Source organism: Aromatoleum petrolei, assembly GCF_017894385.1.
GTDB lineage: Bacteria > Pseudomonadota > Gammaproteobacteria > Burkholderiales > Rhodocyclaceae > Aromatoleum > Aromatoleum petrolei.
Genome location: NZ_CP059560.1, coordinates 669,689 through 691,273 on the forward strand (window position 1 = coordinate 669,689; position 21,585 = coordinate 691,273).

Sequence of the window (21,585 nt, forward strand, 5' to 3'; positions counted from 1 at the left end):
ATATCGTGATTGTTAGCGCTCACTCCTTGGGCGGGCTCGATACGACCACCTGAAGAAGCGTCCGGTGGTACAACTCAGATTCCCCAAAGCTGCCGCTGTAACCCAACGATCTCAATACAGCCTCTCGCTCCTTCCGTTCGGAGGTCTGCAGTCGTGGGTCAAACGTGATCTCGTCAAAAACTTCGTTGGGATCAAGCGGAATCGACAAGAGATCGTGATCTTGATCGGTGTCGTGTTGTACGAAGATCGCGCGTACCTCGGCTTCGTGAGAAAAGGCTGATCGCTTCAGGAGAAGCAGCTTTGCGTGATTGGCTGGGTAGTAGAAGACTCTTTTCCCATGCGCGCCGATTGCGTTGGCCAGTTCCTGCAAGAGTTCCGTGCGACCTACATACTTCACCGCACCGAGAAACCATTCCCCAGTGAGTCCTACGGGTGTCCCCCGCTTCAAGGCTCCGAGAAGTTTGCGCGGGGTGCTCCTGACCCGGACGCCTTCGTCTCTCGGGGATGTATTCCTGCCGAACAGCGCGTCCTTGACAACCCGAGAGTAAGCGCGCAGTAGCGTGTCAGACTCTTCGGTTAGCGACCAGCATTGTGCGTACGCTTGCGGCAACGACTGATTGATGATCTCCGGGCCGTCCTGGCAATCCACAGAAATCGCGTTTCCGACAACCTCGAACGGGTCGTCCCAGCGACGGGGCGGTACCAACACCGCCCGCCGTAGGCGCACCGCTTCTTCAAGGTGCCAAACGGGAAAGATGCGGTAAATAGGAACGTCAAGGTTCGATATGCGGATGATCGCATCGTTGGGAAAATCGCTCGCGGTGCGGGTCATCTGATCTCCTGTAATGCCAGGCAAAACCTATCACCACCTATAAATGGTTCAGGCGCCGGGTCCGTTCGAAGCTCTCTGGTCTTGGCTTCTCGATCAGCCCGGCCGACCGGATTCGGGCAAACTGCCTGTGGGCCGGGGGAGGATGGCCCTCTATGGTCCGGTCCTTGTTGTGCCGGGCAGCCGACACCCGAACATGCTAATGCAAGTGCGAAGGGCGACTTATGGAAGAGAGCACGATCGACTGCTTGTGGCCGGCTCCCATCAGCCCGCCTAACACCCAAGTTCGCGATAGCGAAGCCTCATCTTTAGCAAGGTGCCTTGTATCGATGAGAGATGCGATCCGGAGGCAAGCCTTTCACGCTGCTCCATCGCTGCGAGGTCGCCATCCAAGGCGTAGCATTCCTGCCGGTCGGTGGGTTCAAGTTTGATCCGTCGCCGATAGACGTCCATCTGCTTCGCGTCCATGCCAGTGAGCGGCTTTAGGGCATCGGCCATGATTTCGCGGTGCCGTTCGAGGCGAACGTCGTTGCCAACGCGTTCGCTGCCCGATAACTTGCTTACCCCCCGTGTGGGTTCGACCTCGATCTTGCGCGCTCCTAGGCACGGGGAGTCCGAGTAGGTCACCTTGCCATCCGCTTCACACCTGAAGACCGTTCGCGAAGGCGGCGTCAGATTCTGCGCCCATGCGTCCATGCCTGGGGCTGCGATCACGAACAATGCGATCGCGGTCAGTGCAGAGCCCTTCGTCGTGCGGAGGACAGTCGCGCGCTCGACACTTTTCGACCGATTACAGTCGTTTAGCAAGTGGCCCCCGGGTACATGAAGATTCGCCCGACATCTTAAGTGCGTGGCATGCGAGCTGCCAAGCACTCCAACTGAGATGGATACGACATCCCGTCGCTTGACTCATTCACCGCCACGGCCGGTGACCGACGCATTGCCGCCCTACACAGACCACCAGGCCGATGGCCGGTCTGGCCGAACGACGGTCAGTGCGCAGGGAACATCACAACTGAGTGATGAATGGTCGCACAAAGTGCACTTTGGATACCGCAGCCGACGTCACCGACCTAACCCGGCTCTGCCATAGCCACCGCAGCGCGCCTACCTAGCCGACTTTCAGGTCGTCACCGCGCGCTTCAGGACCAGCGGCACGCCCCCCGTACTGCGCTTGACCATCCATTGCGCCAGCGCCGAATCCATGTAGGTCGCATGGCCCGGGAACCACTCCTCGAGCGCGACCGCGAGGCGGCGCCCGACCTCGATGTTGCCCGCCGCGACCATCTGCTGCACTTCGCGCACCGACGCCATGACCTTCTCGTGTTCCTCGATGTGGCAGTCCCGCGCCGGGAAGTTTCCCGCGGACATCCAGGCGGCTTCCTCCGCGAAGTGGTGCTCGGCGTGGGCGGCGAAACGGTCGAGCAGCGCCGGGAAGACTTCGTCTCCGACGACCTGCATGGCGTGCACGAGCTCGACGAACTCGTGGTGGATGTCGTCCATCGGCCCATAGCCGAGGAGGAATTCGTCGCTCCAGGGGGTCGCCTGCTCGCTCATTTCCGGTCTCCGTTCAGGTATTCGGCAGGCCGCGCGGGCCGCCCATGCCGATCATCGCGAGGAATTCGCGGCGCGTCGAGGCGTCTTCGCGAAACGCGCCGACCATCCGGCTGGTGACGAGGCCTGCGCCGGGCTTGTGCACCCCGCGCGTGGTCATGCACTGGTGGGACGCCTCGATGACAACCGCGACGCCCTTGGGTTGCAGCACGGAGTGCAGCGTGTCGGCGATCTGCACCGTCATTTTTTCCTGGATCTGCAGGCGTTTTGCGTAGATCTCGACCAGCCGCGCGAGCTTGGAGATGCCGACCACGCGGTGGTTCGGGAGGTAACCGATGTGCGCCTTGCCGATGATCGGCGCCATGTGGTGCTCGCAGTGGCTTTCGAAGCGGATGTCGTTCATGACGATCATCTCGTCGTAGCCCTCGACCTCGGAGAAGGTGCGAGCCAGGATTTCGGCCGGGTCCTGCGAATAGCCGGCGAAGAATTCTTCGTAGGCGCGCACGACGCGCGAGGGCGTATCGACGAGCCCCTCGCGGCCCGGTTCGTCGCCGGCCCAGCGGATAAGGGTGCGTACGGCGTCTTCCGCCGCCTCGCGCGATACGCCACCGCGCAGGTCCGCGTCACCGGCGTCGTCGGTTTGCCCTTCTTTCATGCTGCGTTCTCCCGTTTGTCCTGCGGCGTGCGGGGGCGCCCGTGACGCAGGGCGTCCCCACAGAAGAAAGAGCGGGACCGTGTTGCCGAGGTCCCGTAAACCGGCAGCGCACCGCGCACCGTCGGAGGAGAAGACATAATCTGCGTCACGCCCGCGCGGTCTGGTCTGCTCAGAGCGAGCGGGCGATGATTTCCTTCATGATCTCGGACGTGCCACCGTAGATACGCGCGACGCGTGCATCGACCCAAGCACGGCTGATCTTGTACTCGCTCATGAAGCCGTAGCCGCCGTGCAGCTGCAGAAGTTCGTCGAGCACCTTGCCCTGCATCTCGGAACCGACCAGCTTGCACATCGCGCCGACCTCGGGCGAGAGTTCGCCGCGCATGGCCTTGCCCAGGCAGTCGTCCACAAACACGCGCAGCATGGTTGCCTGCGCCTTGCATTCGGCGAGCTTGAACTTGGTGTTCTGGAAATCGAAGACCGTCTTGCCGAACACCTTGCGCTCGCGCACGTACTCGAGCGTGTCGTCGATCAGCGCCTCGATGGAGGCGGCAGCGCGAATGCCGATGATGGTGCGTTCCCACGCGAGCTGGTGCGTGAGATAGCCGAAGCCCTTGTTCTCGTCGCCGAGGCGATTCTCGACCGGGACACGGACGTCGTCGAAGAAGAGTTCCGAGGTGTCCTGGCCCTTCAGTCCGATCTTTTCAAGCAGCCGGCCTTTGGAGAATCCGGGGCGATCGGCCTCGACGCAGATCAGCGTGAGCTCCTTCGCATTGGGGTCGAGCTTGGTCGCGGTGACCATCAGGTCCGCGTTGCCACCGTTGGTGATGAAGGTCTTCTGGCCGTTGATGACGTATTCGTCGCCATCGCGCCGTGCGCTGGTGCGCATCGAGCGCAGGTCGGAACCGATGCCGGGCTCGCTCATCGCGATGACGCCGATGATCTCGCCCGCAACCATCCGCGGCAGCCACTTCTTCTTCTGCGCCTCGCTGCCGTAGGCAACGATGTAAGGGGCGACGATCTCGGAGTGGGTCGTGAAGCCGATCGCGGTCGCATTGACCCGCGCCAGCTCCTCGATCATCACCGCCGAGTGGCCGAAATCGCCACCCGCACCGCCGTATTCCTCCGGCACCGTCGAGCACAGCAGGCCGACCTCGCCCGCCTTGCGCCAGACCGACTTCGGCACGATCCCGACCGCCTCCCACTCGTGCAGGTGGGGGACGATCTCGTTCTCGATGAAGCGCCGCGCCATCTCGCGGAACATTTCATGATCTTCACGGAATACGGTCCGCATCCTTGTTCCTCCGCCTGTTCTCGTGCAGTTTCCCGGCTCAGCGGCCGGTGAATTTCGGTTCGCGCTTCTCGACGAAGGCTGCGACCGCTTCCATGTGATCTTCGGTGTGATGGGCAAGCGCCTGGTAGGCCGCCGACATCTCCAGCAGCGAATCGAGACGCATGTGCTGGCCTTCCCGCAGCAGGCGCTTGGTAAGGCGCAGGCCGTGGGCCGGATTAGCCGCCATGCGCCGGGCAATGCCCAGCGCCGCGGTCTCGAGCTCGGCTGCGGGTACCACCTCGGTCACGAGGCCCCACGCGAGCGCGGTCTGGGCGTCGATCATGTCGCCGGTGAGCGCCATCAGGCTGGCCCTGGGCATACCGACGATGCGCGGCAGCAGCCACGCACCGCCATCACCCGGCACGATGCCGAGCTTCACGAAGCTTTCCGCGAACTTCGCGGTGTCGGCGGCGATGCGCACATCGCACATGCACGCCAAGTCCAGGCCCGCGCCGATCGCCGGTCCGTTCATCGCCGCGATGACGGGCACGTCCAGGTCGTAAAGGCACAGCGGGATGCGCTGGATGCCATTGCGGTAGCTCTCGCGCACCTCATAGGGCGACCCGGCAAAGATGCCGCCGCGTTCGCGCATGTCCTTGACGTTGCCGCCGGCACAGAAAGCCGGTCCGTTGCCGGTGAGTACGACGACCTTGATCGAGCGGTCCGTGCGGACGTTGGCGCACAGGTCGACGAACTCCTGCATCTGTGACGGGTCGGAGAGCGCGTTGCGCGTCTCCGGGCTATCCATGCGGACGGTGAGGATGGCGTCCTCGCGTTCGAGGATCAGAAAGGGTTTCATGCTGCAGTCTCCTCGTATGCGGCGAGCACGCCGGCGGTAACCGATGGCCACAATGCCTGGGAGCCGGCGCCGCAGAGCGCGCGACCGAGCTGCTGCGACCAGTCGGTGAGCGAGCCGAACTCGCTGCGCCACGACCACAGCCTGCGGGTCGTCAGGTGCAGGGCGTGTTCGTGGGTGAAGCCGATCGCGCCATGCACGGCGTGGGCGACACCCGCCCCGATCCCCGCGGCCTCGGAGGCGCAGATCTTGGCCGCCATCACCGGCAGGCGTGCGAGCCGATCGTCCGACTCGGCGAAGGCCGCTTCGGCGGACATCACGGAGGCCGCCGCATGTTCGGCGAGGACTGCAATCTGGTGCTGGATCGCCTGGAAACTGCCGATCGGCTTGCCGAACTGCACGCGCTCACCGGCATACGTGGTGGCCATCGCCAACACGGTTTCGAGCGCGCCCGCAATCTGCGCGGCACGCATCATTGCACCGCCAAGCTTGAGCACGTCGGCCGACAGTGCCGTCGGCAAAGCCGCGCTTGCGAGCGGCACCACCGCTTCGAATTTGAGCGTGTCGCGCGGTTCGGCGGCCGTATTCACGGTACGCACCACCGTCGCCGCCTCGGTCGGCAGGAGCACCACCGCCGGCGCCGCGCCCGCTGCGACGGCCACCACGTGGCGGACGTGGCGCCCCCATGGCACATCGACAGCGGCCCCGGTCACACGGCCGTTTTCCAGGCGCAGTGTGCCGCGCGCGGCAACACTCAGCGTTCCCGACACGGCGGCCAGTCCGCTCGCACCCAGCAACCAATTGGCGAGCATCGCTTCGGGCAGCGGCAGCGGGAGGTTGAAGCGGCCGGCCAGACGCAGCACACCACATACATCCGCCCACGTGGCACCTGCACCGCCGAGCGACTCCGGCACCAGTGCCAGCGTGAATCCGGATGCTTCGACAGCCGTCCACAGCTCCGTCGGCCATTCGCCGCCCTCGCAAGCCAACACCGCGTCGGCGGTGACGAGGTCCGAGAACAGGCGCTCGACAGAGGAATCGAATAGGTCTCTCATGATCAACGCAGCCCCAATCCGCGCGCGATGATGCCGCGGAGAATCTCCCGCGTGCCGCCGCGCAGTGAAAACGATGGCGCCATCTGGGTCAGATAGGCCAGCACCTGGGCGTGGTCGCTGCCGCCCTGAACGGTTGGCGGAAGCTCGCACAACAGCTGCGCGACTTCCGGAATCTCTTGCTCGAAAACCGCACCGAGATCCTTCACGACCGAGGCCTCCCACGCCGGGTTGTTGCCCGCCGCGAGTTGGGCCGTCACCGCCAACGACATGTTGCGCAGCGTCACCAGTCGCGCGGCGAAGCGGCCGATCTCCTTGGCCTGCAGGGCATCAGGACTACGGCCCACCGCGTCGATGAGCGTGTGGAGCAGCGCGATCGAGCTGAGGAAGCGCTCGGGACCGCTGCGTTCGAAGGCGAGTTCGGCGGTGACCTGCCCCCAGCCCTGCCCTTCGGTACCGATGATGGCGTCGGCATCGAGTACGAGTTCGTCGAAGAAGACCTCGTTGAAATGCTCGGCGCCCGTCAGGTCCTTGATCGGCCGGATGGTGATGCCCGGCAGACTGAGGTCGATGATGAACTGCGAGAGTCCTTCCTGGCGCTTGCTGTTCTCGCCGGTGCGTACCAACGCGATCATGTAGTGCGAGCGGTGGGCGTTGGTGGTCCACACCTTCTGCCCATTCACCACCCACTTGTCCCCTTCACGGCGTGCGCGCGTCTTGATCGAAGCGAGGTCGGAGCCCGAATTGGGCTCGCTCATGCCGATGCAGAAAAACTGTTCGCCGCGGCAGATCGCCGGCAGGTGGCGTTCTTTCTGCGCATCGGTGCCGTAGTGCAGGATCTGCGGGCCGCTCTGGCGATCGGCGAACCAGTGCGCGGACACCGGCGCGCCGGCGGCGAGCAGCTCCTCGATCACGACGTAGCGCGCGAAGGGACTCGCCTCGCCGCCACCATAGCGCTTGGGCAGAGCCATGCCGACCCAGCCCTTCGCTCCCAGGCGACGGCTGAATTCGGCGTCGAACCCCATCCAGGAATCCGCCCGGCGGACCGCCGGGTAGTCCTTCAGGGCTTCGGCGAGGAAGGCACGCACTTCCGCACGAAGTGCTTCGGCCTCCGGTGGAATGCGACTGTACTTGAACTGGTCTATGGACATGGCGCGTTCGATAGTGGGCCGTCGGCTTGAGCAACGGCGTGGATGACCCGGGTCACGTCGCCCGCGAACGGCACGGACGACCGTCGGCCGGCGGACACGCCCCGCGTGCCCGCCAACCGCACTGCAGCCGGACTCAGAGCGCGGTCTGCGCGTCCGCCGAGGCGAACATCTTGTTGATATCGCCCGAGGTCACCGGCTTGCTGGGATCGCGTTGCGGAGCTGCGCCGCCGAGGCCCAGCGCCGGCTCGATGCTGACATGCGTCGCCTGCGCGCGCAGCGCACCGACGGTGCAGTTCTCGCGCCCCAGGATGGCGAACGGGTCGTAAGAGAATTCGCGCATCGCGTTGAGGTGGCTGATCTTGTTGATGATCTCGTCGGGCAGGTTCTTCGCCTGCTGCCAGAACACGTCCGCGGAGTTCGGCCAGGTGCAGTCCGAGTGCGGGTAGTCGCACTCCCACGTGACCATGTCGACGTTGATCGAGTCGAGGTTCCTGAGCCCGAACGCATCCTCGATGAAGCAGGTGATGAAGTGCTCGTTGAAGATGTCGCTGGGCTTCTTGCCGCCGAAGTTCGAGTTCGTCCAGGCGTGGTGGTGGTTGTGCGTGAAGTCGGCGCGCTCGAGCAGATACGGGATCCAGCCGATGCCGCCTTCCGACAGGGCCATGCGCAGCTTGGGGTACTTCTTCCACATGGGTGCCCAGATCCAGTCCGCCGCCGAGTTGGAGATCGAGATCGGCATCGACGTGATCCAGGCGTCGATCGGCGATTCATCCGAGGCGTGAGCCGCCTTCACCCCGGTGCCGATGTGGCAGCAGATCACGACATTGTTCTCTTCGCACGCCTTCCACAGGGGATCCCAGTGCGGGTTGTGGATCGACGGGTAGCCATGCACGGTCGGGTTGTCGGACAGCGTGATGGCATGCACACCCTGATCGGCCATGCGCTTCACCTCGGCCGCGGCGGCCTGCATGTCCCACCATGGCACCATCATCAAGGGGATGAAGCGACCCGGAGCAGCGTTGCACCAGTCATGCAGGTGCCAGTCGTTGTAGGCCTGGATGGCTGCAAGGCTGACGTTTTTGTCCGGCATGACCTGGAAGCGCTGGCCGGCGAAACCGGGGAAGGTCGGGAAACACAGCGAGCCGAGCACGCCGTTCGCATTCATGTCGTCGACCCGCGCCTTGATGTCCCAGGTACCACGGCGCATCTGTTCGTAGGAGAGCGGCTCCATGCCGTACTCCTCCTTCGGACGCCCGACCACCGAATTCAGTCCCATGTAGCCCGTTGCCTGCTCCTCGAACACCCAGATGTCGCGGCCGTTGCGGTTTTCGACGCGCGGCTGGCGGCCCTTGTACTTGGCGGGCATGTGGCGGTCGAAGGCGCCACGCGGTTCGATCGCATGGTCATCGACGCTGACAAGGATGAGATCTTCGAGCTTCATGTGTGTGTCCCCTGTTGGAGTGGCGTCCGCGGTGGGCGCGAACCGGTTATGAGCCTCTATCTTAGAGCAAGAAATTCGTTTTGTTAAACACTTTTTTGCTTTGTGTTCATGTTTAACGAAATTTCCAGATCGGCCGGAGGCTCAGCCGGTCCGCGCGCCACCTCAATCCCAGATGACCGGGACGGAGTGAGGGCCACGAAGCTGTGCGCCCGTAATCCGCGGCTTCGGCTCATCCGGGTCGAGGCGGATGTTCGGGAACAGATCGAGAATGGCGTTCAGCGCCACCTGGAGCTCGGTCTTGGCGATGAACTGCCCGATGCACATGTGAGGGCCGAAGCCGAAGCCGAATGAAGGCTTGAGCTTGCGATCGATGTCGAACTCTTCGCTGCTCTCGAAGGCTTCCTCGTCGCGGTTGGCGGAAGAAACGATGCACTGGACCATGGCACCCTTCGGGATGCGGACGCCGCCGAGTTCGAGGTCCTGTGCCGCCTGACGCACCTTGAAGGTCGCCACGGGCTCGAACCGGATCGCCTCGTCGATGGCCTTGCCGACCAGGCTGCGATCCTTGCGGACCCTGTCGAGCACGTCCGGACGCTCGAGCAGCAACACCATCAGCGAGCCGAAGGTCCGCGTCGTGGTCTCACCGGCAGCCGGGAGCAGCGAACGCACGAAGGTCGTGATCTCGTGGTCATCGAGCTTGCGCCCTTCGTATTCGGCCCGGATCAGGCGGCTGATGAGGTCGTTTCCTTCGGCGCCGCGTTGGCGCACGGCGACGACGGCTTCCTTCACCGCGTCGTAGAGCGCCTGTGCGGCTTCCATTGCAGCCTTGCGCGCAATCGCGGCCTTTTCGGCGTCCACCTGCGGGCCGGCAAGGATCGCCAGCGCCCATGCCGCATACTGTTCGACCTTCTCGGGTTCGTCGTCGGGAAAACCGATCAGCGCGTAGATCAGGCGAATCGGGAAGTGGAGGCCGAAGTCCATCAGGTCGGCCTTCTTCTTCGGCACCAGCGGCAACAGGTACTCGTTGCGCACGATGGGATCCATCTTGCTGTCGCGCCACGTGTTGACCACGTCGGGCATGAAGATGGGCTGCAGCAGGCCGCGTGCCTTCTTGTGCGCCTCGCCGTCCATGCCGGTGAGGATCAGGCCGTCGAAGAAGGCCCCCAGCCCTTCGGCGATGAAACCGCTGGTGTAGTTTGCGGCATCGCGCAGGACGGTCATCACGTCCTTGTATTTGAACACGGTGTAGGTCGGCCGGTTCGGATCCAGCCCTGCGATGTTCGGCACGCCGAGCTTGCCCATGAAGTTCTCGGCAATGATCGGCGAGTTCTTCCGCATCTCGCGGTAGATCGCATGCAGATCGACATCCTCACCGCGGTAGTTGTCGGCCACTCCGGCGAACGCGCTCTCCAGCGTAACGTCCTTGACACTGCTCATTTCGTCTTCCTCCGTTGGCGCACCGCCCGGTCGTGAACGAACACGCTGTGCCGGCCATGTGCAATGGCCTCGACACGGTGCCTTCACGCCGGATAAGACGGCGCTGTTTCTGAACACTTTTGCGCATAGTGCTCCATTTAATGCGTACTGCCAAGTGTTCAAGCAGGGACCAGGGCAGGCCGGAGGACACCTGCCCTGCCTGGGGCGGGAATGCGGACGTGGCGCGCGTTAGTGCAGCCGACAGTGCAACGGTTCTCGCTCCTGCATCACGGAATCATGAGTCCACCGTCGACGGCTAGCGTCTGGCCGCTGATGAAGCGAGCCCCGTCGCTCATCATGAACACCACGAAAGGCGTCATGTCGCGATCGGGGTCGCCGAGCTTGCCGCCGAGCGGGATCAACCCGGCCATCATCGCGTCGTGCGCCCGCAGGGCATCTTGGTCCATTCGTGCGCGGTGGGCGTCGTACATGGGTGTCCACATGCCCGGCGCAGCGGCATTCACGCTGATGCCGTGTCGCCCCCACTCCTTCGCCACCGTTCGGGTCCAGCCGAGGACCGCTGCCTTGGCGGCCGAATAGTGGGCACACCCGGGCAGCCCCATGACCCCCGCCGCGGAGCCGAAGTTGAGGATGCGACCGCCCTTCTCCCGCAGATGCGGAAAGACGGCCTGGTTGGTGTTCAGGGTACCGCGCGCATTGACGTCGAATATGAGGTCCCAGTCGGCCTCGACGATCGCTTCGGCCGGCGCCGCGCGCTCGACGCCGGCGATGTTCACCAGTCCGTCGAGGCCGCCCAACCAGGCGACGGCCTGCGCGACGATCCTATCGACTTCGGCACGCTCGCGAATGTCGCAGTGGAAATACCTCGCCTCGCCCGAGGCTCCCACATTGGCGCGCGCCACTTCCGCGCGGCCAGCCTCGTCATTCACGTCCAGCGCCGCCAGCCGCGCACCGGCCGCCACCAGTCCGCGCAGTGCACTCGCACCGATGCCCCCTGCGGTGCCGGTCACGATGAGGCGTTTTCCGCTCAGCTGCATGTCCTCTCCTCCTGTTGTGGATGTTCCTCGCGGCGCCCGGGAGCCCCGTTGTCCGTGTCGATCCGCCGGGCCTGCAGGCCCCCGAGACCGAGCGCCGCGGCCATCACCCAGAACAGCACGGCCGCGCCGGCACTCGCCCCAATGGCGCCAAAAAGGAGGGGCATCGCGGTCATCCAGGCGTGCACCGTCATCGAGCGGAAAGCCAGCGCCTCGCCGTGCCGCTCGCGGGGCGTGACCTGATGCAGCGTCGCGAGAATCGTCGGTTGGATCGCGCCCAGCGCAAGGCCGAGGGTCGCGGCGCACAGCGCCATGGCCCATGCACTCTGGAGCAGTGGATACAGCACGAACACCAGACACGTGATGAAAAGCGCCCCCGCAAGCAAATGGCGTCGCGGCAGGCGTTCGGCCACAAACGGGATCACGACGCGCACCGACATCGACGCCACCGCATAGGCCGCCAGCACCGCCCCCAGCGCCGATGCGCTGAAGCCGCGTTCGACCCCGAGAATCGGCAACGCGAAGCCATGCACGTCCCAACTGGCCGACACCAGCCAGTTGACGAGGAGCAGGCGCCGGAACGACGGCAGGCGGAGCAGGCCCCAAGCGGACGGCTGCTTGCGGTTCAACGCGGAGACCGGCGCCCGGCTTTCATGCGGGACCGCCTGGGCGATCACCAGGGTCGCGAACGGAAGCAGCGCGAGCGCGGCGAACGCCGCCGAAAAGCCGAGATGATCGATCAACACGCCGGCCATCATCGGCCCGAAGAGTCCCGCCACGGCCGGAGCGAGCGCGATCCAGCTGAACACGCGAAGTCGATCCGCCTCGTCCCGCGCGAATCGGCTGGCCGTGCGCTGGATCGCGATCATGCCGAAGCCCGAGCCCGCGCCGCACAACGCAGCGGCCGCACACAGGGCAATGAGATGGGGTACCGACGCTGCGAGCAACGCACCCGCGAGCGACAGGCCGGCCGCAATGCGCAGCGGCAGATGGTAGCCGTGCCGATCGGCAAGCCGTCCGGCCGGGATCGCGAAGATCGCGGGAAATAGCGCGAACATCGTCATCACGAGCCCCACTGCCCACTCGGAATGCCCCAGCCGCAGGACGCTCAGCGGCGCGGCCAGGCGAGCCCCCTGCACGCAGGCGTGCAGTCCGACCTGGCATGCGACCAGCGCCACCAGGGCGCTGCGCATGGATGCCGGGGAAACCCCGTGCCCATTCACGCCCGCACCTCGATCCCCGCGATCGCCGCTTCGAGCAGGCGCACCGCGGACGAATGATGCTGCGCGCCGGTTTCCGCCGGAGCCTTGCCTGCGCAGGATCGCGCATGGCTGGCCTCGAGCATGATGCCGAGCTTGAAGCGTGCCATCGCGACGTACCAATTGATCGCCGACAGATCGCGCGCGCTGCGCTGGCGATAGTGTTCGACGAGTTCGGCGGTCGAGGGAAGACCGTCGGCGGGCGCGATGCGGATGGTGCCGGCGCCCCGCCCGTCGCGGTCGGGCCAGGTCGCGACGAGCCAGCCGAGGTCGAGCAGCGGATCCCCCAGCGTCGCAAGCTCCCAGTCGATGATCGCTGCAAGCGCCGGCCGGTCATGCCGGAACATCACGTTGCCGAAGTGATAATCGCCGTGCATCAGCCCCGGAACGTTGGCTGCCGGCACGTGCGCTTCGAGCCAGTCGGCCACCTCGCGCACACCAGGCAGCGCCTGCGGCCCCGGCCAACCGGGCTGCTCCGCGCAGCGCTCGAGGTGCATGAGCCAGCGCGGCACTTGCCGCTCAAGAAACCCTTCCGGCCGCCCGAAGTCCGCCAGTCCGACCGCATCGGGCGCGACCTCGCCCAGGCGCAGCAAGGCATCGACCATCGACAGCCCCATCGCATGGCGCCACGTCGGATCAGTGGCATAGAGCCCCCGGAGCGGCGTGGGCGTTGCGGTAAAGCCATCCACCGGAGCCATCAGGTAGAACGGCGCACCGAGCACCGACGCATCCCTGCAGGCAGCAATCAGGCGCGGGTGGGGTACCGCCGTGCCGGCAAGTGCTCCGAGCAGCCGCGCCTCACGGAGAAAGGTCGCGTGGATCTCGGGCTTTGCGCCCGGCGGCGGGCAGCGCAGGACGTACTCGGCGCCGTCCCGAAAAAAGCGCAGCAGGACGTTCTGCGTGCCCCCGGTGAGCGGCGTGACCGAGTCGATCGCCCCACTACCCAGCCCCTGCGCATCCATCCATTCGGCGAGTCGTCCGAGATCGACCTCCGCCGCCCACCCGTGAGCGCTCATCCCAGCACCGCGCTGAACTTCGCCCGTGCAGCGGCCTCGGCCGTCGGCCGGTGATAGTCCGGGAACAGGTCCTCGCAACCGGTGTACTCGCGCAGCAACTGCTTGGCGACGGTGACCTTGTGCACCTCGGTGGGACCGTCCGCGAGCCCCATCTGGTAGGCGCGCACGATCAGGCCGACGAAGGGCATCTCGCACGACACCCCTATCGATCCATGCACCTGCAATGCGCTCGACGCGATGTCGTGCAGCACCTTGGGCATCGTCGCCTTCACCGCGGCGATGTCCTTGCGCACCTTCATGTAGTCCTGGTACTTGTCGATGCGCCAGGCAGTGCGCATGACCAGCAGGCGGAACTGCTCGAGCTGGATCCACGCATCGGCGATCCTCTCCTGCACCATCTGCTTGTCCGCGAGCAGCGAGCCCTGGGTGCTGCGCGACAAGGCCCGCTCGCACAGCGCGTCGAGCGCCTTCTGCGACTGGCCGATGACGCGCATCGCGTGGTGCACGCGCCCCCCGCCGAGGCGCACCTGCGCGACGACGAAGGCCTCGCCCGGCGCGCCGAGCATGTTCTCCGCCGCCACCCGCACCCGGTCGAAGTTCAGGTAGCCATGAGTCGCCTCGGGATCGTCAGGGACGCCGACGTTACGGACGATCTCGATTCCCGGCGTGCAGGCAGGCACGATGAACATGCTCATGCCTTTGTAGGGCGACACGGTCGGATCGGTGATCGCCATGACGATGTAGAACGCGGCATAGCGCGCGTTCGACGCGAACCACTTCTGCCCCGAAATCAGCCAATCATTGCCATCCTGTTCGGCGCGCGTCGTGAACACTTTCGGATCGGCGCCCCCCTGCGGCTCGGTCATCGCAAAACAGGACACGATGCGGTTGTCGAGAAGCGGCTCGAGGTAGCGCGCCTTCTGTTCGGGCGTGCCGTAGTGCGCGAGGATCTCGCAGTTTCCCGAGTCGGGCGCGTGCGCACCGAACACGATGGGCGCGAACAGCGCGCGACCGAGGATCTCGTTCATCAGCGCCAGCTTGACCTGGCCATAGCCCGCCCCGCCGAGTTCCGGTCCGAGGTGGCAAGCCCACAGATTCCTGGCCTTCACCTCGCGCTGCAGTGGGCGGACCAGCGCCTCGAAGCGCGGATCGTGGATATTCCAGGGACTGCCGAGGACATGCTCGAGCGGCTCGACCTCCTCGCGCACGAAGCGGTCGATCCAGTCGAGTTCCTGCTGGAATTCCGGGTCGGTCTCAAAATCCCATGCCATCTTCGATCTCCATCAGGCGAGCAGCAGGCCACCATCGACCAGCAGGGTCTGGCCGAGCATGTAGGACGCCAGCGGCGAAGCGAGAAAGAGCGCCGCACCGGCCATCTCTTCCGGCGTGCCGAGGCGGCCGAGGGGAATATTCTTGAGCGATGCCTCCAGGCGCTTGGGGTGATCCGTCGTGATGCGGGTAAGCTTGGTCGCGACGAGCCCGGGGGCGATGCCGTTCACGCGGATGCCGTCGCGTGCCCACGCTTCGCCCAGCGTGCGGGTAAGGCCGTAGGCCCCCGTCTTGGAAGCGTTGTAGGCCGGGGTGCCGACCGTGGAATGGAAGGCCGCGGCCGAACTCACGATGATCATCGATCCGCGGCTCTCGGCGAGCATGTCGTGGAACTTGTCGCCGCAGGCCATGAGGCTCACGAGGTTCACGTTCACGACCTCCCGAAAGGCCGGCACCTTGAACTCCTCGCGGTTGTAGCGCACCGTGCCTTGCGAGCAGATCAGCACGTCGAGCCGCTCGAACGGCACCGGCGCGCACGCCACCGCATCTGCGTCGGCCACGTCCACTTGCGCATACGCGAGTCCCTCGAGGTTCGAGTCGGCCGAATCCGCATAATCGGCGGCGGTCGGTCGCGTGCCCCAGACGTGGACGCTCGCCCCGCGCCGACGGAAGGCCTGCGCCATGCCGTTGCCGATCCCGCTCGATCCTCCCACCACGAGTACCGTCTTGCCGCTGAAGTCCAGTTCGTTCACGTGTTCGTTTCTCCTTCGTCCATGCGTCAGGGATTGGTCACGGCCGCGGCGACCATGCTTTGAATCTGCCCTTCGTCGAGCCCGACCGATCGCCACACCCTGTGGCTGTGCTCGCCCAGCGCCGGCGGTGCCCGGTCAAGGGCGAGGGGCAGGTCGCAAAAGTTCCAGTACGCGCCGACCTGTTCGAGGTGCCCATACACCGCGTGCGGATAGGCGGCGTGCAGCCCCGCCCGTCGGCAGCCGTCGTCGTCGAGAAAGCTCAGACCGGGGTTTTCGAGCGCGGGCTCGCAAGGCACCCCCGCCGCGGTCAGACACTCGCAGGCCGTCTCGCGGCTGAACGCCGCAAACCAGGCCTCGCGATCGTTCCCGGCCAAGGCGGCGAGCGCCCGCGCTTCCTCCGGCCGCAGCGCGGCGACAGCCAGCCAGCCGTCCGCGCAGCGATACAGACGGTGATCCGGCGACACGCCGGTCTGCGCCGCGTCGAGGTGATCGATCGGGGACAGACTGCCGTCGGCGCGCATCACGGCCTCGCCCACGGTCAGTAGCGTCGCGCCGAGGAGCGATGCCGCCACCGCCTGTCCGTCGCCCGTTATCTGGCGCTGAAAATGCGCGAGCAGGAGTGCGAACACTGACGACAGCGCGGCGAAGTAGTCCCCGACGCCGAAGCGCAACCACATCGGCGGCCTCCCCTCGCCGCCGCATTCCACTTCCCAGCCGCAGGCCGCCTGCATCAGCTGGTCGAACCCGGGCCAGTCCTTGCGCGGTCCCAGCGGACCGTAGGAGCTGATGTGGCAATACACAAGCGCCGGATTGATCGCCTTCAGCGTTTCGTAGTCGATACCCAGCTTGTGCGCGGCCGGCAGGCGGACGTTGTGATGAACCACGTCGGCCCAGCGCACCAGCGCCGCGAGTGCCGGTTGTGCGGTCGGATCCCCGAGCTTGAGCGTCGCACCGAGCTTGCCACGCTGCGTGCCGGCGAAGATCCGTTCCAGACGGCGCATCGCATCGCCACCGGGGGGTTCCACCTTGATGACTTCGGCGCCGAGGTCGGCGAGGAGCTGCGTCGCGAAGGGCCCCGCAAGGTAGGCGCCCAGGTCGAGCACCCTGAGGCCAGTGAGGGGTGCGCTCCCCGACTGCCCCTTCGGCACGCCGTCGAATGCTTGCGCGCGCGGGACGCTCCAAGCCGGGTCCGATTCAAGCGGCAGCAACCCGCCGCGCAGGCGCGGGGGAGGGTCGGTGGTGTACGCCGGCCCGGGTTCGAACACGCGACCGAGGACGGGATCATCCACCATCACGACAAATCCGTTGGCACGCGCCTGTTCGTCGCGGTATATCTCACCGAAAGGGGCCGCCACCTGTGCGGCCACGTCGTGCTGCCAGAAGTGTTCGACCCATTCCTGCGCGGGGCGCGTGGCAATGATTGCTCTATTCGCGCCGAAGTTTGGCGCAACGTGGCTGGGCGGATATTTCGCGTTCTCCGCCGCGACCGCCTCGGGCCCCATCGCTGCGAGCGCCTCTGCCATCCAAGGCGCCTTGTCCGGCGAGTAGTGCACATGGATCCAGCGCCCGTCGAAGCATCGGTGCAGCGGAATAGGCGTCGTCTTGTCGAGCCCTTTCGCGAACACCGGTGTCGGAGTCTCGGCGCGTGACCAGTGCATGCTCATCGGTGCGAGCGCGGCCTGGGCGAGGCTGGTGTGAGCCGCCCCGCCGCGCCCGTCGCGTCGACGTGCGATCAGACGCGCCATCACCCCGATGACGCAGAACCAGGCGGCGAGCCAACTCGCGAATGGCATGCGGACGAAGATCGGGCCCGGCCGATGACCAGGCTGCTCGTCGAGCAGACCCAAGCGCGCGAGCACGAGCGATTCCCGCGGCAAGGCCTCGGCGAGTGGATGCCGGGATGGCCAGCCGGTGATTGCCGAGACAACAAGCTGCGGGCATGCTGCAGCAAGCACGTCGTCCGCCAGCCCCAACGCTGCCGCACGGCGAGGTATGAAGTCGTGGATCAACACGTCGGCGTCGGCCAGCAAGGCACGCAGACGCCCGCGCCCATCATCGCGATCCAGGTCGAGCTCGACCCGACGCTTTCCCCTGTTGAGAACGGAGAACAAGGCCGTGCCCTGCTCCGCATCGCTGCCCGGCGCTTCGATGCGGATGACTTCCGCACCCGCCTCCGAGAGCAGCAACCCGGCCGCCGGACCGGGGATGCCGCATGCGATCTCGACGACGCGGATACCGGCGAGGATGCCTTCGTGCATCGCCCTACTCCGCGTACGCCTGCTGCACATAGGTCATGCGCCCACCCGCTAGCATCAGCGCGCAGAACATGTTCAGCTCGACGATCTGGGCGGTGGAAAAATGGCGGCCGAGCTCGGCGAATACCGCGTCGTCGATGGCCATGTAGTCGGCCGCAAAGAGCTCGGCGTATCGCAGCGCCGCCTTCTCGTGCGGCGAAAAACGAGCATCGTCCGCGCTCAGGCAGGCGATATCCTCCTCGCTCACCGCGTCGTCCTTGCGCGCGAGCTGACACGCCTTGCAGGTCGTGATCGAGGCGATCCTGAGCCGCACCAGCTCGCGGAGGCGGCCGTCGAGCACCCCACTCACGTGCATCGTTTCCAGGGTCGCGAGCCAGGCTTGGGCAAGCTCGGGGCGATGTGCCCAGACCTGCACCGGAACGGTGGAACTCAACATGCGATTGGCGCACCCCCGCGCCACTGCGTCGGCAAGCGGTGCAGGCAACGCATCGAGGGGAATGGGCTGGATTCTCGCCATGGTGGGTCCTCGGTTGGGATGAACGGATTGCCCGGCGAGACGTCGGTCAGAACGCTCAGGCAAGGCTGCAGAACTTCGACGAGCCACCCGACCCTGCATGAAGCGCTCGATCGCGGGGTCGAGCGGCCTCACCGATGCACAGCCTCTCGTATTTATATGTTCAGTTTTTGCATTTTTGTTCAAATATACGACTGAATCCCCTCCGAAACAAGAACGGCGTGATCTGACCGGGTGTCAGAACACGCCGCACCTGCCTCAGGATGTAGAGAGGACGTTCGCAATCGCGGTTTTTCCCGACCGCGCCGTTACTGCCCGTTCAGGGCTGACGAATGAAGTAGCGCACGTGGAGCTTGCCGCCCTCGTCGAAGCGATAGAGCTCGATGGTTTCGATCGTCACATCGGTCCCCTTCACCCTGTTGCGGTTGTGACAGGCCGCCTCGCAGCCATTGATGATCATCGCGACCTCCTCGATGTCGATCTTGGCGTTCTGCGCGGTCCACATCGCTTCAAGCACCGGCCACCCGTCAGCGGGCGGTCGGCCGACGTATTCGATTGAGAGACCGCCGGGCGCGACCTCGCGGTAAGCAGCCAGAAAACCTTCCTTGTCGGAGGCGTTCCATCGGGCAAGCTGTGTGTGCAGGAAATGCTCGATGGCCTTCGCGTCGATGCTCATGGGAGCTCCTTTTTCGTGTCTCGTGTTGATTGGGCGCGTCAGAGTTCGCTGCCGCGCACATTGCGCGCGCTGCCGTTGCGGCGGTCCGATTCGCCCCAGGCCATCCAGCGATCCGGCTCGCGCGTATCACCCACACGCCTCCAGCGGCCTTCCTGTTGCGCGGTGATCGGGAATCCGCAGACAAAGTCCATCATTTCGCCTTTCGGATCAGGCAGGAACTCCCACTCCTCCCGGCCATCGACCACGATACGGGCAGTTTCGGCGAAATAACTTCCCTCCTTGTGTCGCACCTCGCCCTCGATATCCGTCGTGCAATAGATCTCGCCCTTGTGGTTCTGGAAGATCGCGTAGCCCAGATTCTCGTGACCGACCATAAACGAGCCCGCATCCCAGGTCCCGTCCTTGTAGATCGTCGCGAACGACCACCAGATGACGTGCATCTTGTTGTTTACGACGAGGTCCTTCTGGAAGTGAATGGCGCCGCCGTCGGCCATCCACGCCTGGTCGAGCGCGATGACGCCCTTCACCGGACGCCCCTCGCAGATGCCGGACACGTCGTAGAGTTGCGACACGTAGAAGGTGCCCCAATCCTCGCCGGGCAGGTACCACTGCATGCCGTTGCCGATAAGCGGCCCGCCGATGTCGAGAAGCCCCTCCTCCTTCCAGCTGAAGCGCTCACCCGACGCGGTGATCAGCCACGGCTCGCCGGGTTCGCCGTCCAGGCTGGACCAGCAGGCGGTATCTCCTTCCAGCCAGCGTTTAGGGAACATCGTCATCGCGCGAGGCAGGATCCTTTCCTTGTCGACCCGAATGTGGCGCTCGTCAATCCGGGTGGACTGATAGATGAACTTTGTCGGATTGGGGGAGCTGCCAGGCGCATTTACGGCACGGACGAAGGAATAGATGTGCCCTTCTTCGTCGCGCACACTGCCGAAGGGCATGTGCTTGGTGAGCTTGAGCCCAAAATGATCACGCAGGTCCGCGAGCTTGGCGCCGCTGACTTTCTGCGGTCCGACCAGGCATTGATAGGCGAAATCGCCCCGTTGAGGAACGGTCTGGAAGATTCTCATCGTTGAATTCCGGAAGAGGTCGGGAAGCCGCCCGTGCGCGCGACGGGCGGGAACGGTGCCCGGGTTCAGTCCCAGATCACATGCACGTGGGACGCGCCGCGCAGCTGGGCACCTTCGATGACCGGTGCGGGCTTGTCCGGGTCCAGCCGCAGGTTCGGAAAGAGATCGAGGATCGCGTTGATCGCGCAATTGAGCTCCACCTTGGCAACGAACTGTCCGATGCACATGTGCGGGCCGAACCCGAAACCGAAGGAGGGCTTGAGCTTGCGGTCGATGTCGAACTGGTCCGGGTTCTCGAACACCTCCTCGTCCCGGTTCGCCGATACCACCATGCACTGCACGAACGACCCCTTGGGGATCGTCACGCCGTGCAGTTCCACCTCCTTGGCCGTCTCGCGCACCTTGAAGGTCGCCACCGGCTCATAGCGGACGGCTTCGTCGATCAGCTTGGGCACCAGCGAGCGGTCGGCCCTGACGCGATCGACCAGCCCCGGCGTCGTCAGCAACAGGGTCATGACGGAACTGAACGTGCGCGTGGTCGTCTCGCCCGCCGCCGGCAACAGCGAGCGCACAAAGGTGATGACCTGGTGGTCGTCGAGCCTCTCGCCCTCATATTCGGCACGCAGCAGGCGCCCAATGATGTCGTCGCCGTGGGAGCCCTCGGCGCGGCGCTTGACCACCACCTCCTGAATGGCGTCATAGAGCAGTTTGACCGCAACCCCGGCATTGCGGCGCGCCTCATCGATCTTCTCGGGGTCGACCTGGTTGCCTCCGACCATCGCCAGGGTCCATGCCGCGTACTTCTTGTACTTCTCGGTGTCGTCCGTCGGGAAACCCATCAGCGCGTACATTTCACGGATCGGGAAGTACAAGCCGAAGTCCATCAGATCCGCCTTCCTCTGCGACACCATCGGCTCGAGGAAGTCCTTGCGGATCACGTGGTCGATCTGGCCCCGCCACTTGTTGACCGTATCCGGCATGAAGGCCGGTTGCAGCAAGGCCCGCACGCGCCGGTGTTGCTCGCCGTCCATCGCGAGAATGATCAGGCCATCGAAGAATGCCCCCAGTCCCTCGGCAATGAATCCGTTGGTGTAAGTGTCGGCATCACGCAGCACGTTCATCACGTCCTTGTAGCCGAACAGCGCGAACGTGGGCCGAGTGCCCTGTTTGAGGCCGGCGTTCGTCGGCACGCCGAACTGCTTGATGAAGTCCCCGACGTAGATCGGGGACTTGCCGCGCATCTCCCGGCACGCGGCGTGAATGTCGCCTTTGCCCTTGTAGGTTTCCGATACGGCCGTGTATGCGGTTTCGAGGTCGAGGTTGAGGATATCGGTGCTCACGGTTGTCTCCTGTGTGGCGCCCGTTGCTGCGGTTATCGAGAAACAACCGCCAGACACATGCGCATTTTTTGCAAAAGCGTCCACATCCTAACCATCAAATCGAAGCGGTGGCCGATTCGGCAGCGACTGTCGTTTGACCTCGAGTCAACTGC

Annotated in this window: 20 protein-coding genes; all 20 read right to left on the minus strand. The window is 65.0% G+C overall.

All coding sequences use genetic code 11. The features are described from left to right. Positions 1-19: 19 nt before the first annotated feature. The 20 genes from ToN1_RS03070 to ToN1_RS03165 all read right to left on the minus strand — a co-directional run bounded on the left by ToN1_RS03070 (position 20) and on the right by ToN1_RS03165 (position 21,433). Positions 20-832 (minus strand): hypothetical protein, encoded by an 813-nt coding sequence (locus ToN1_RS03070; protein ID WP_169204543.1) that lies wholly within the window; start codon positions 830-832, stop codon positions 20-22. Between the two features lie 270 nt (positions 833-1,102). Then, on the minus strand, positions 1,103-1,525 hold the full coding sequence (locus ToN1_RS03075) for a DUF4124 domain-containing protein (RefSeq protein ID WP_169204544.1): 423 nt from the start codon (positions 1,523-1,525) through the stop codon (positions 1,103-1,105). A 426-nt stretch (positions 1,526-1,951) separates the two neighbouring features. Beyond that, positions 1,952-2,386 carry a hemerythrin domain-containing protein gene (locus ToN1_RS03080; RefSeq protein WP_096447414.1) on the minus strand — a complete coding sequence of 145 codons (435 nt, stop codon included), beginning with the start codon at positions 2,384-2,386 and terminating at the stop codon, positions 1,952-1,954. 13 nt (positions 2,387-2,399) lie between these two features. Further along, on the minus strand, positions 2,400-3,038 hold the full coding sequence (gene folE, locus ToN1_RS03085; RefSeq protein ID WP_050416190.1) for a GTP cyclohydrolase I FolE: 639 nt from the start codon (positions 3,036-3,038) through the stop codon (positions 2,400-2,402). Between the two features lie 169 nt (positions 3,039-3,207). Then, positions 3,208-4,332: an acyl-CoA dehydrogenase family protein gene (locus ToN1_RS03090; RefSeq protein ID WP_096447416.1), complete on the minus strand. Its 1,125-nt coding sequence runs from the start codon at positions 4,330-4,332 to the stop codon at positions 3,208-3,210. 37 nt (positions 4,333-4,369) lie between these two features. Beyond that, positions 4,370-5,170 (minus strand): crotonase/enoyl-CoA hydratase family protein, encoded by an 801-nt coding sequence (locus tag ToN1_RS03095; protein ID WP_169141487.1) that lies wholly within the window; start codon positions 5,168-5,170, stop codon positions 4,370-4,372. After that, positions 5,167-6,222: an acyl-CoA dehydrogenase family protein gene (locus ToN1_RS03100; RefSeq protein ID WP_096447420.1), complete on the minus strand. Its 1,056-nt coding sequence runs from the start codon at positions 6,220-6,222 to the stop codon at positions 5,167-5,169. The genes ToN1_RS03095 and ToN1_RS03100 overlap by 4 nt, the downstream gene beginning before the upstream one ends. Before the next feature lie 2 nt (positions 6,223-6,224). Then, positions 6,225-7,370 carry an acyl-CoA dehydrogenase family protein gene (locus ToN1_RS03105; protein ID WP_096447422.1) on the minus strand — a complete coding sequence of 382 codons (1,146 nt, stop codon included), beginning with the start codon at positions 7,368-7,370 and terminating at the stop codon, positions 6,225-6,227. 133 nt (positions 7,371-7,503) lie between these two features. Continuing rightward, positions 7,504-8,811 carry an amidohydrolase family protein gene (locus ToN1_RS03110; protein WP_096447424.1) on the minus strand — a complete coding sequence of 436 codons (1,308 nt, stop codon included), beginning with the start codon at positions 8,809-8,811 and terminating at the stop codon, positions 7,504-7,506. A 162-nt stretch (positions 8,812-8,973) separates the two neighbouring features. Beyond that, a complete protein-coding gene (locus ToN1_RS03115) occupies positions 8,974-10,248 on the minus strand; it encodes a cytochrome P450 (protein WP_096447426.1) in 1,275 nt (424 codons plus the stop codon). Positions 10,249-10,514: 266 nt separating this feature from the next. Continuing rightward, complete coding sequence (locus ToN1_RS03120; RefSeq protein WP_169204545.1) at positions 10,515-11,285, minus strand: SDR family NAD(P)-dependent oxidoreductase; 771 nt, start codon at positions 11,283-11,285, stop codon at positions 10,515-10,517. Then, positions 11,276-12,475 carry an MFS transporter gene (locus tag ToN1_RS03125; protein WP_169204546.1) on the minus strand — a complete coding sequence of 400 codons (1,200 nt, stop codon included), beginning with the start codon at positions 12,473-12,475 and terminating at the stop codon, positions 11,276-11,278. Before ToN1_RS03125 ends, ToN1_RS03120 begins: the two co-directional genes overlap by 10 nt. A 26-nt stretch (positions 12,476-12,501) precedes the next feature. After that, on the minus strand, positions 12,502-13,557 hold the full coding sequence (locus tag ToN1_RS03130; RefSeq protein WP_169204547.1) for a phosphotransferase family protein: 1,056 nt from the start codon (positions 13,555-13,557) through the stop codon (positions 12,502-12,504). Next, positions 13,554-14,828, minus strand: coding sequence for an acyl-CoA dehydrogenase family protein (locus tag ToN1_RS03135; protein WP_169204548.1), 1,275 nt, complete (start codon positions 14,826-14,828; stop codon positions 13,554-13,556). The genes ToN1_RS03130 and ToN1_RS03135 overlap by 4 nt, the downstream gene beginning before the upstream one ends. A 12-nt stretch (positions 14,829-14,840) precedes the next feature. Next, positions 14,841-15,578 (minus strand): SDR family NAD(P)-dependent oxidoreductase, encoded by a 738-nt coding sequence (locus tag ToN1_RS03140; protein WP_096447434.1) that lies wholly within the window; start codon positions 15,576-15,578, stop codon positions 14,841-14,843. 26 nt (positions 15,579-15,604) lie between these two features. Beyond that, entirely contained in the window at positions 15,605-17,836 is a 2,232-nt protein-coding gene (locus tag ToN1_RS03145; RefSeq protein WP_169204549.1) for a CoA transferase, read from the minus strand. Between the two features lie 4 nt (positions 17,837-17,840). Continuing rightward, positions 17,841-18,350, minus strand: a complete 510-nt coding sequence (locus ToN1_RS03150) for a carboxymuconolactone decarboxylase family protein (RefSeq protein WP_050416200.1) — start codon at positions 18,348-18,350, stop codon at positions 17,841-17,843. Positions 18,351-18,666: 316 nt separating this feature from the next. Continuing rightward, positions 18,667-19,023, minus strand: coding sequence for a hypothetical protein (locus tag ToN1_RS03155; RefSeq protein ID WP_096447438.1), 357 nt, complete (start codon positions 19,021-19,023; stop codon positions 18,667-18,669). A 38-nt stretch (positions 19,024-19,061) separates the two neighbouring features. Next, positions 19,062-20,093 carry a hypothetical protein gene (locus ToN1_RS03160; protein ID WP_169204550.1) on the minus strand — a complete coding sequence of 344 codons (1,032 nt, stop codon included), beginning with the start codon at positions 20,091-20,093 and terminating at the stop codon, positions 19,062-19,064. Between the two features lie 65 nt (positions 20,094-20,158). Further along, positions 20,159-21,433: a cytochrome P450 gene (locus ToN1_RS03165; RefSeq protein ID WP_169204551.1), complete on the minus strand. Its 1,275-nt coding sequence runs from the start codon at positions 21,431-21,433 to the stop codon at positions 20,159-20,161. Positions 21,434-21,585 lie beyond the last annotated feature (152 nt).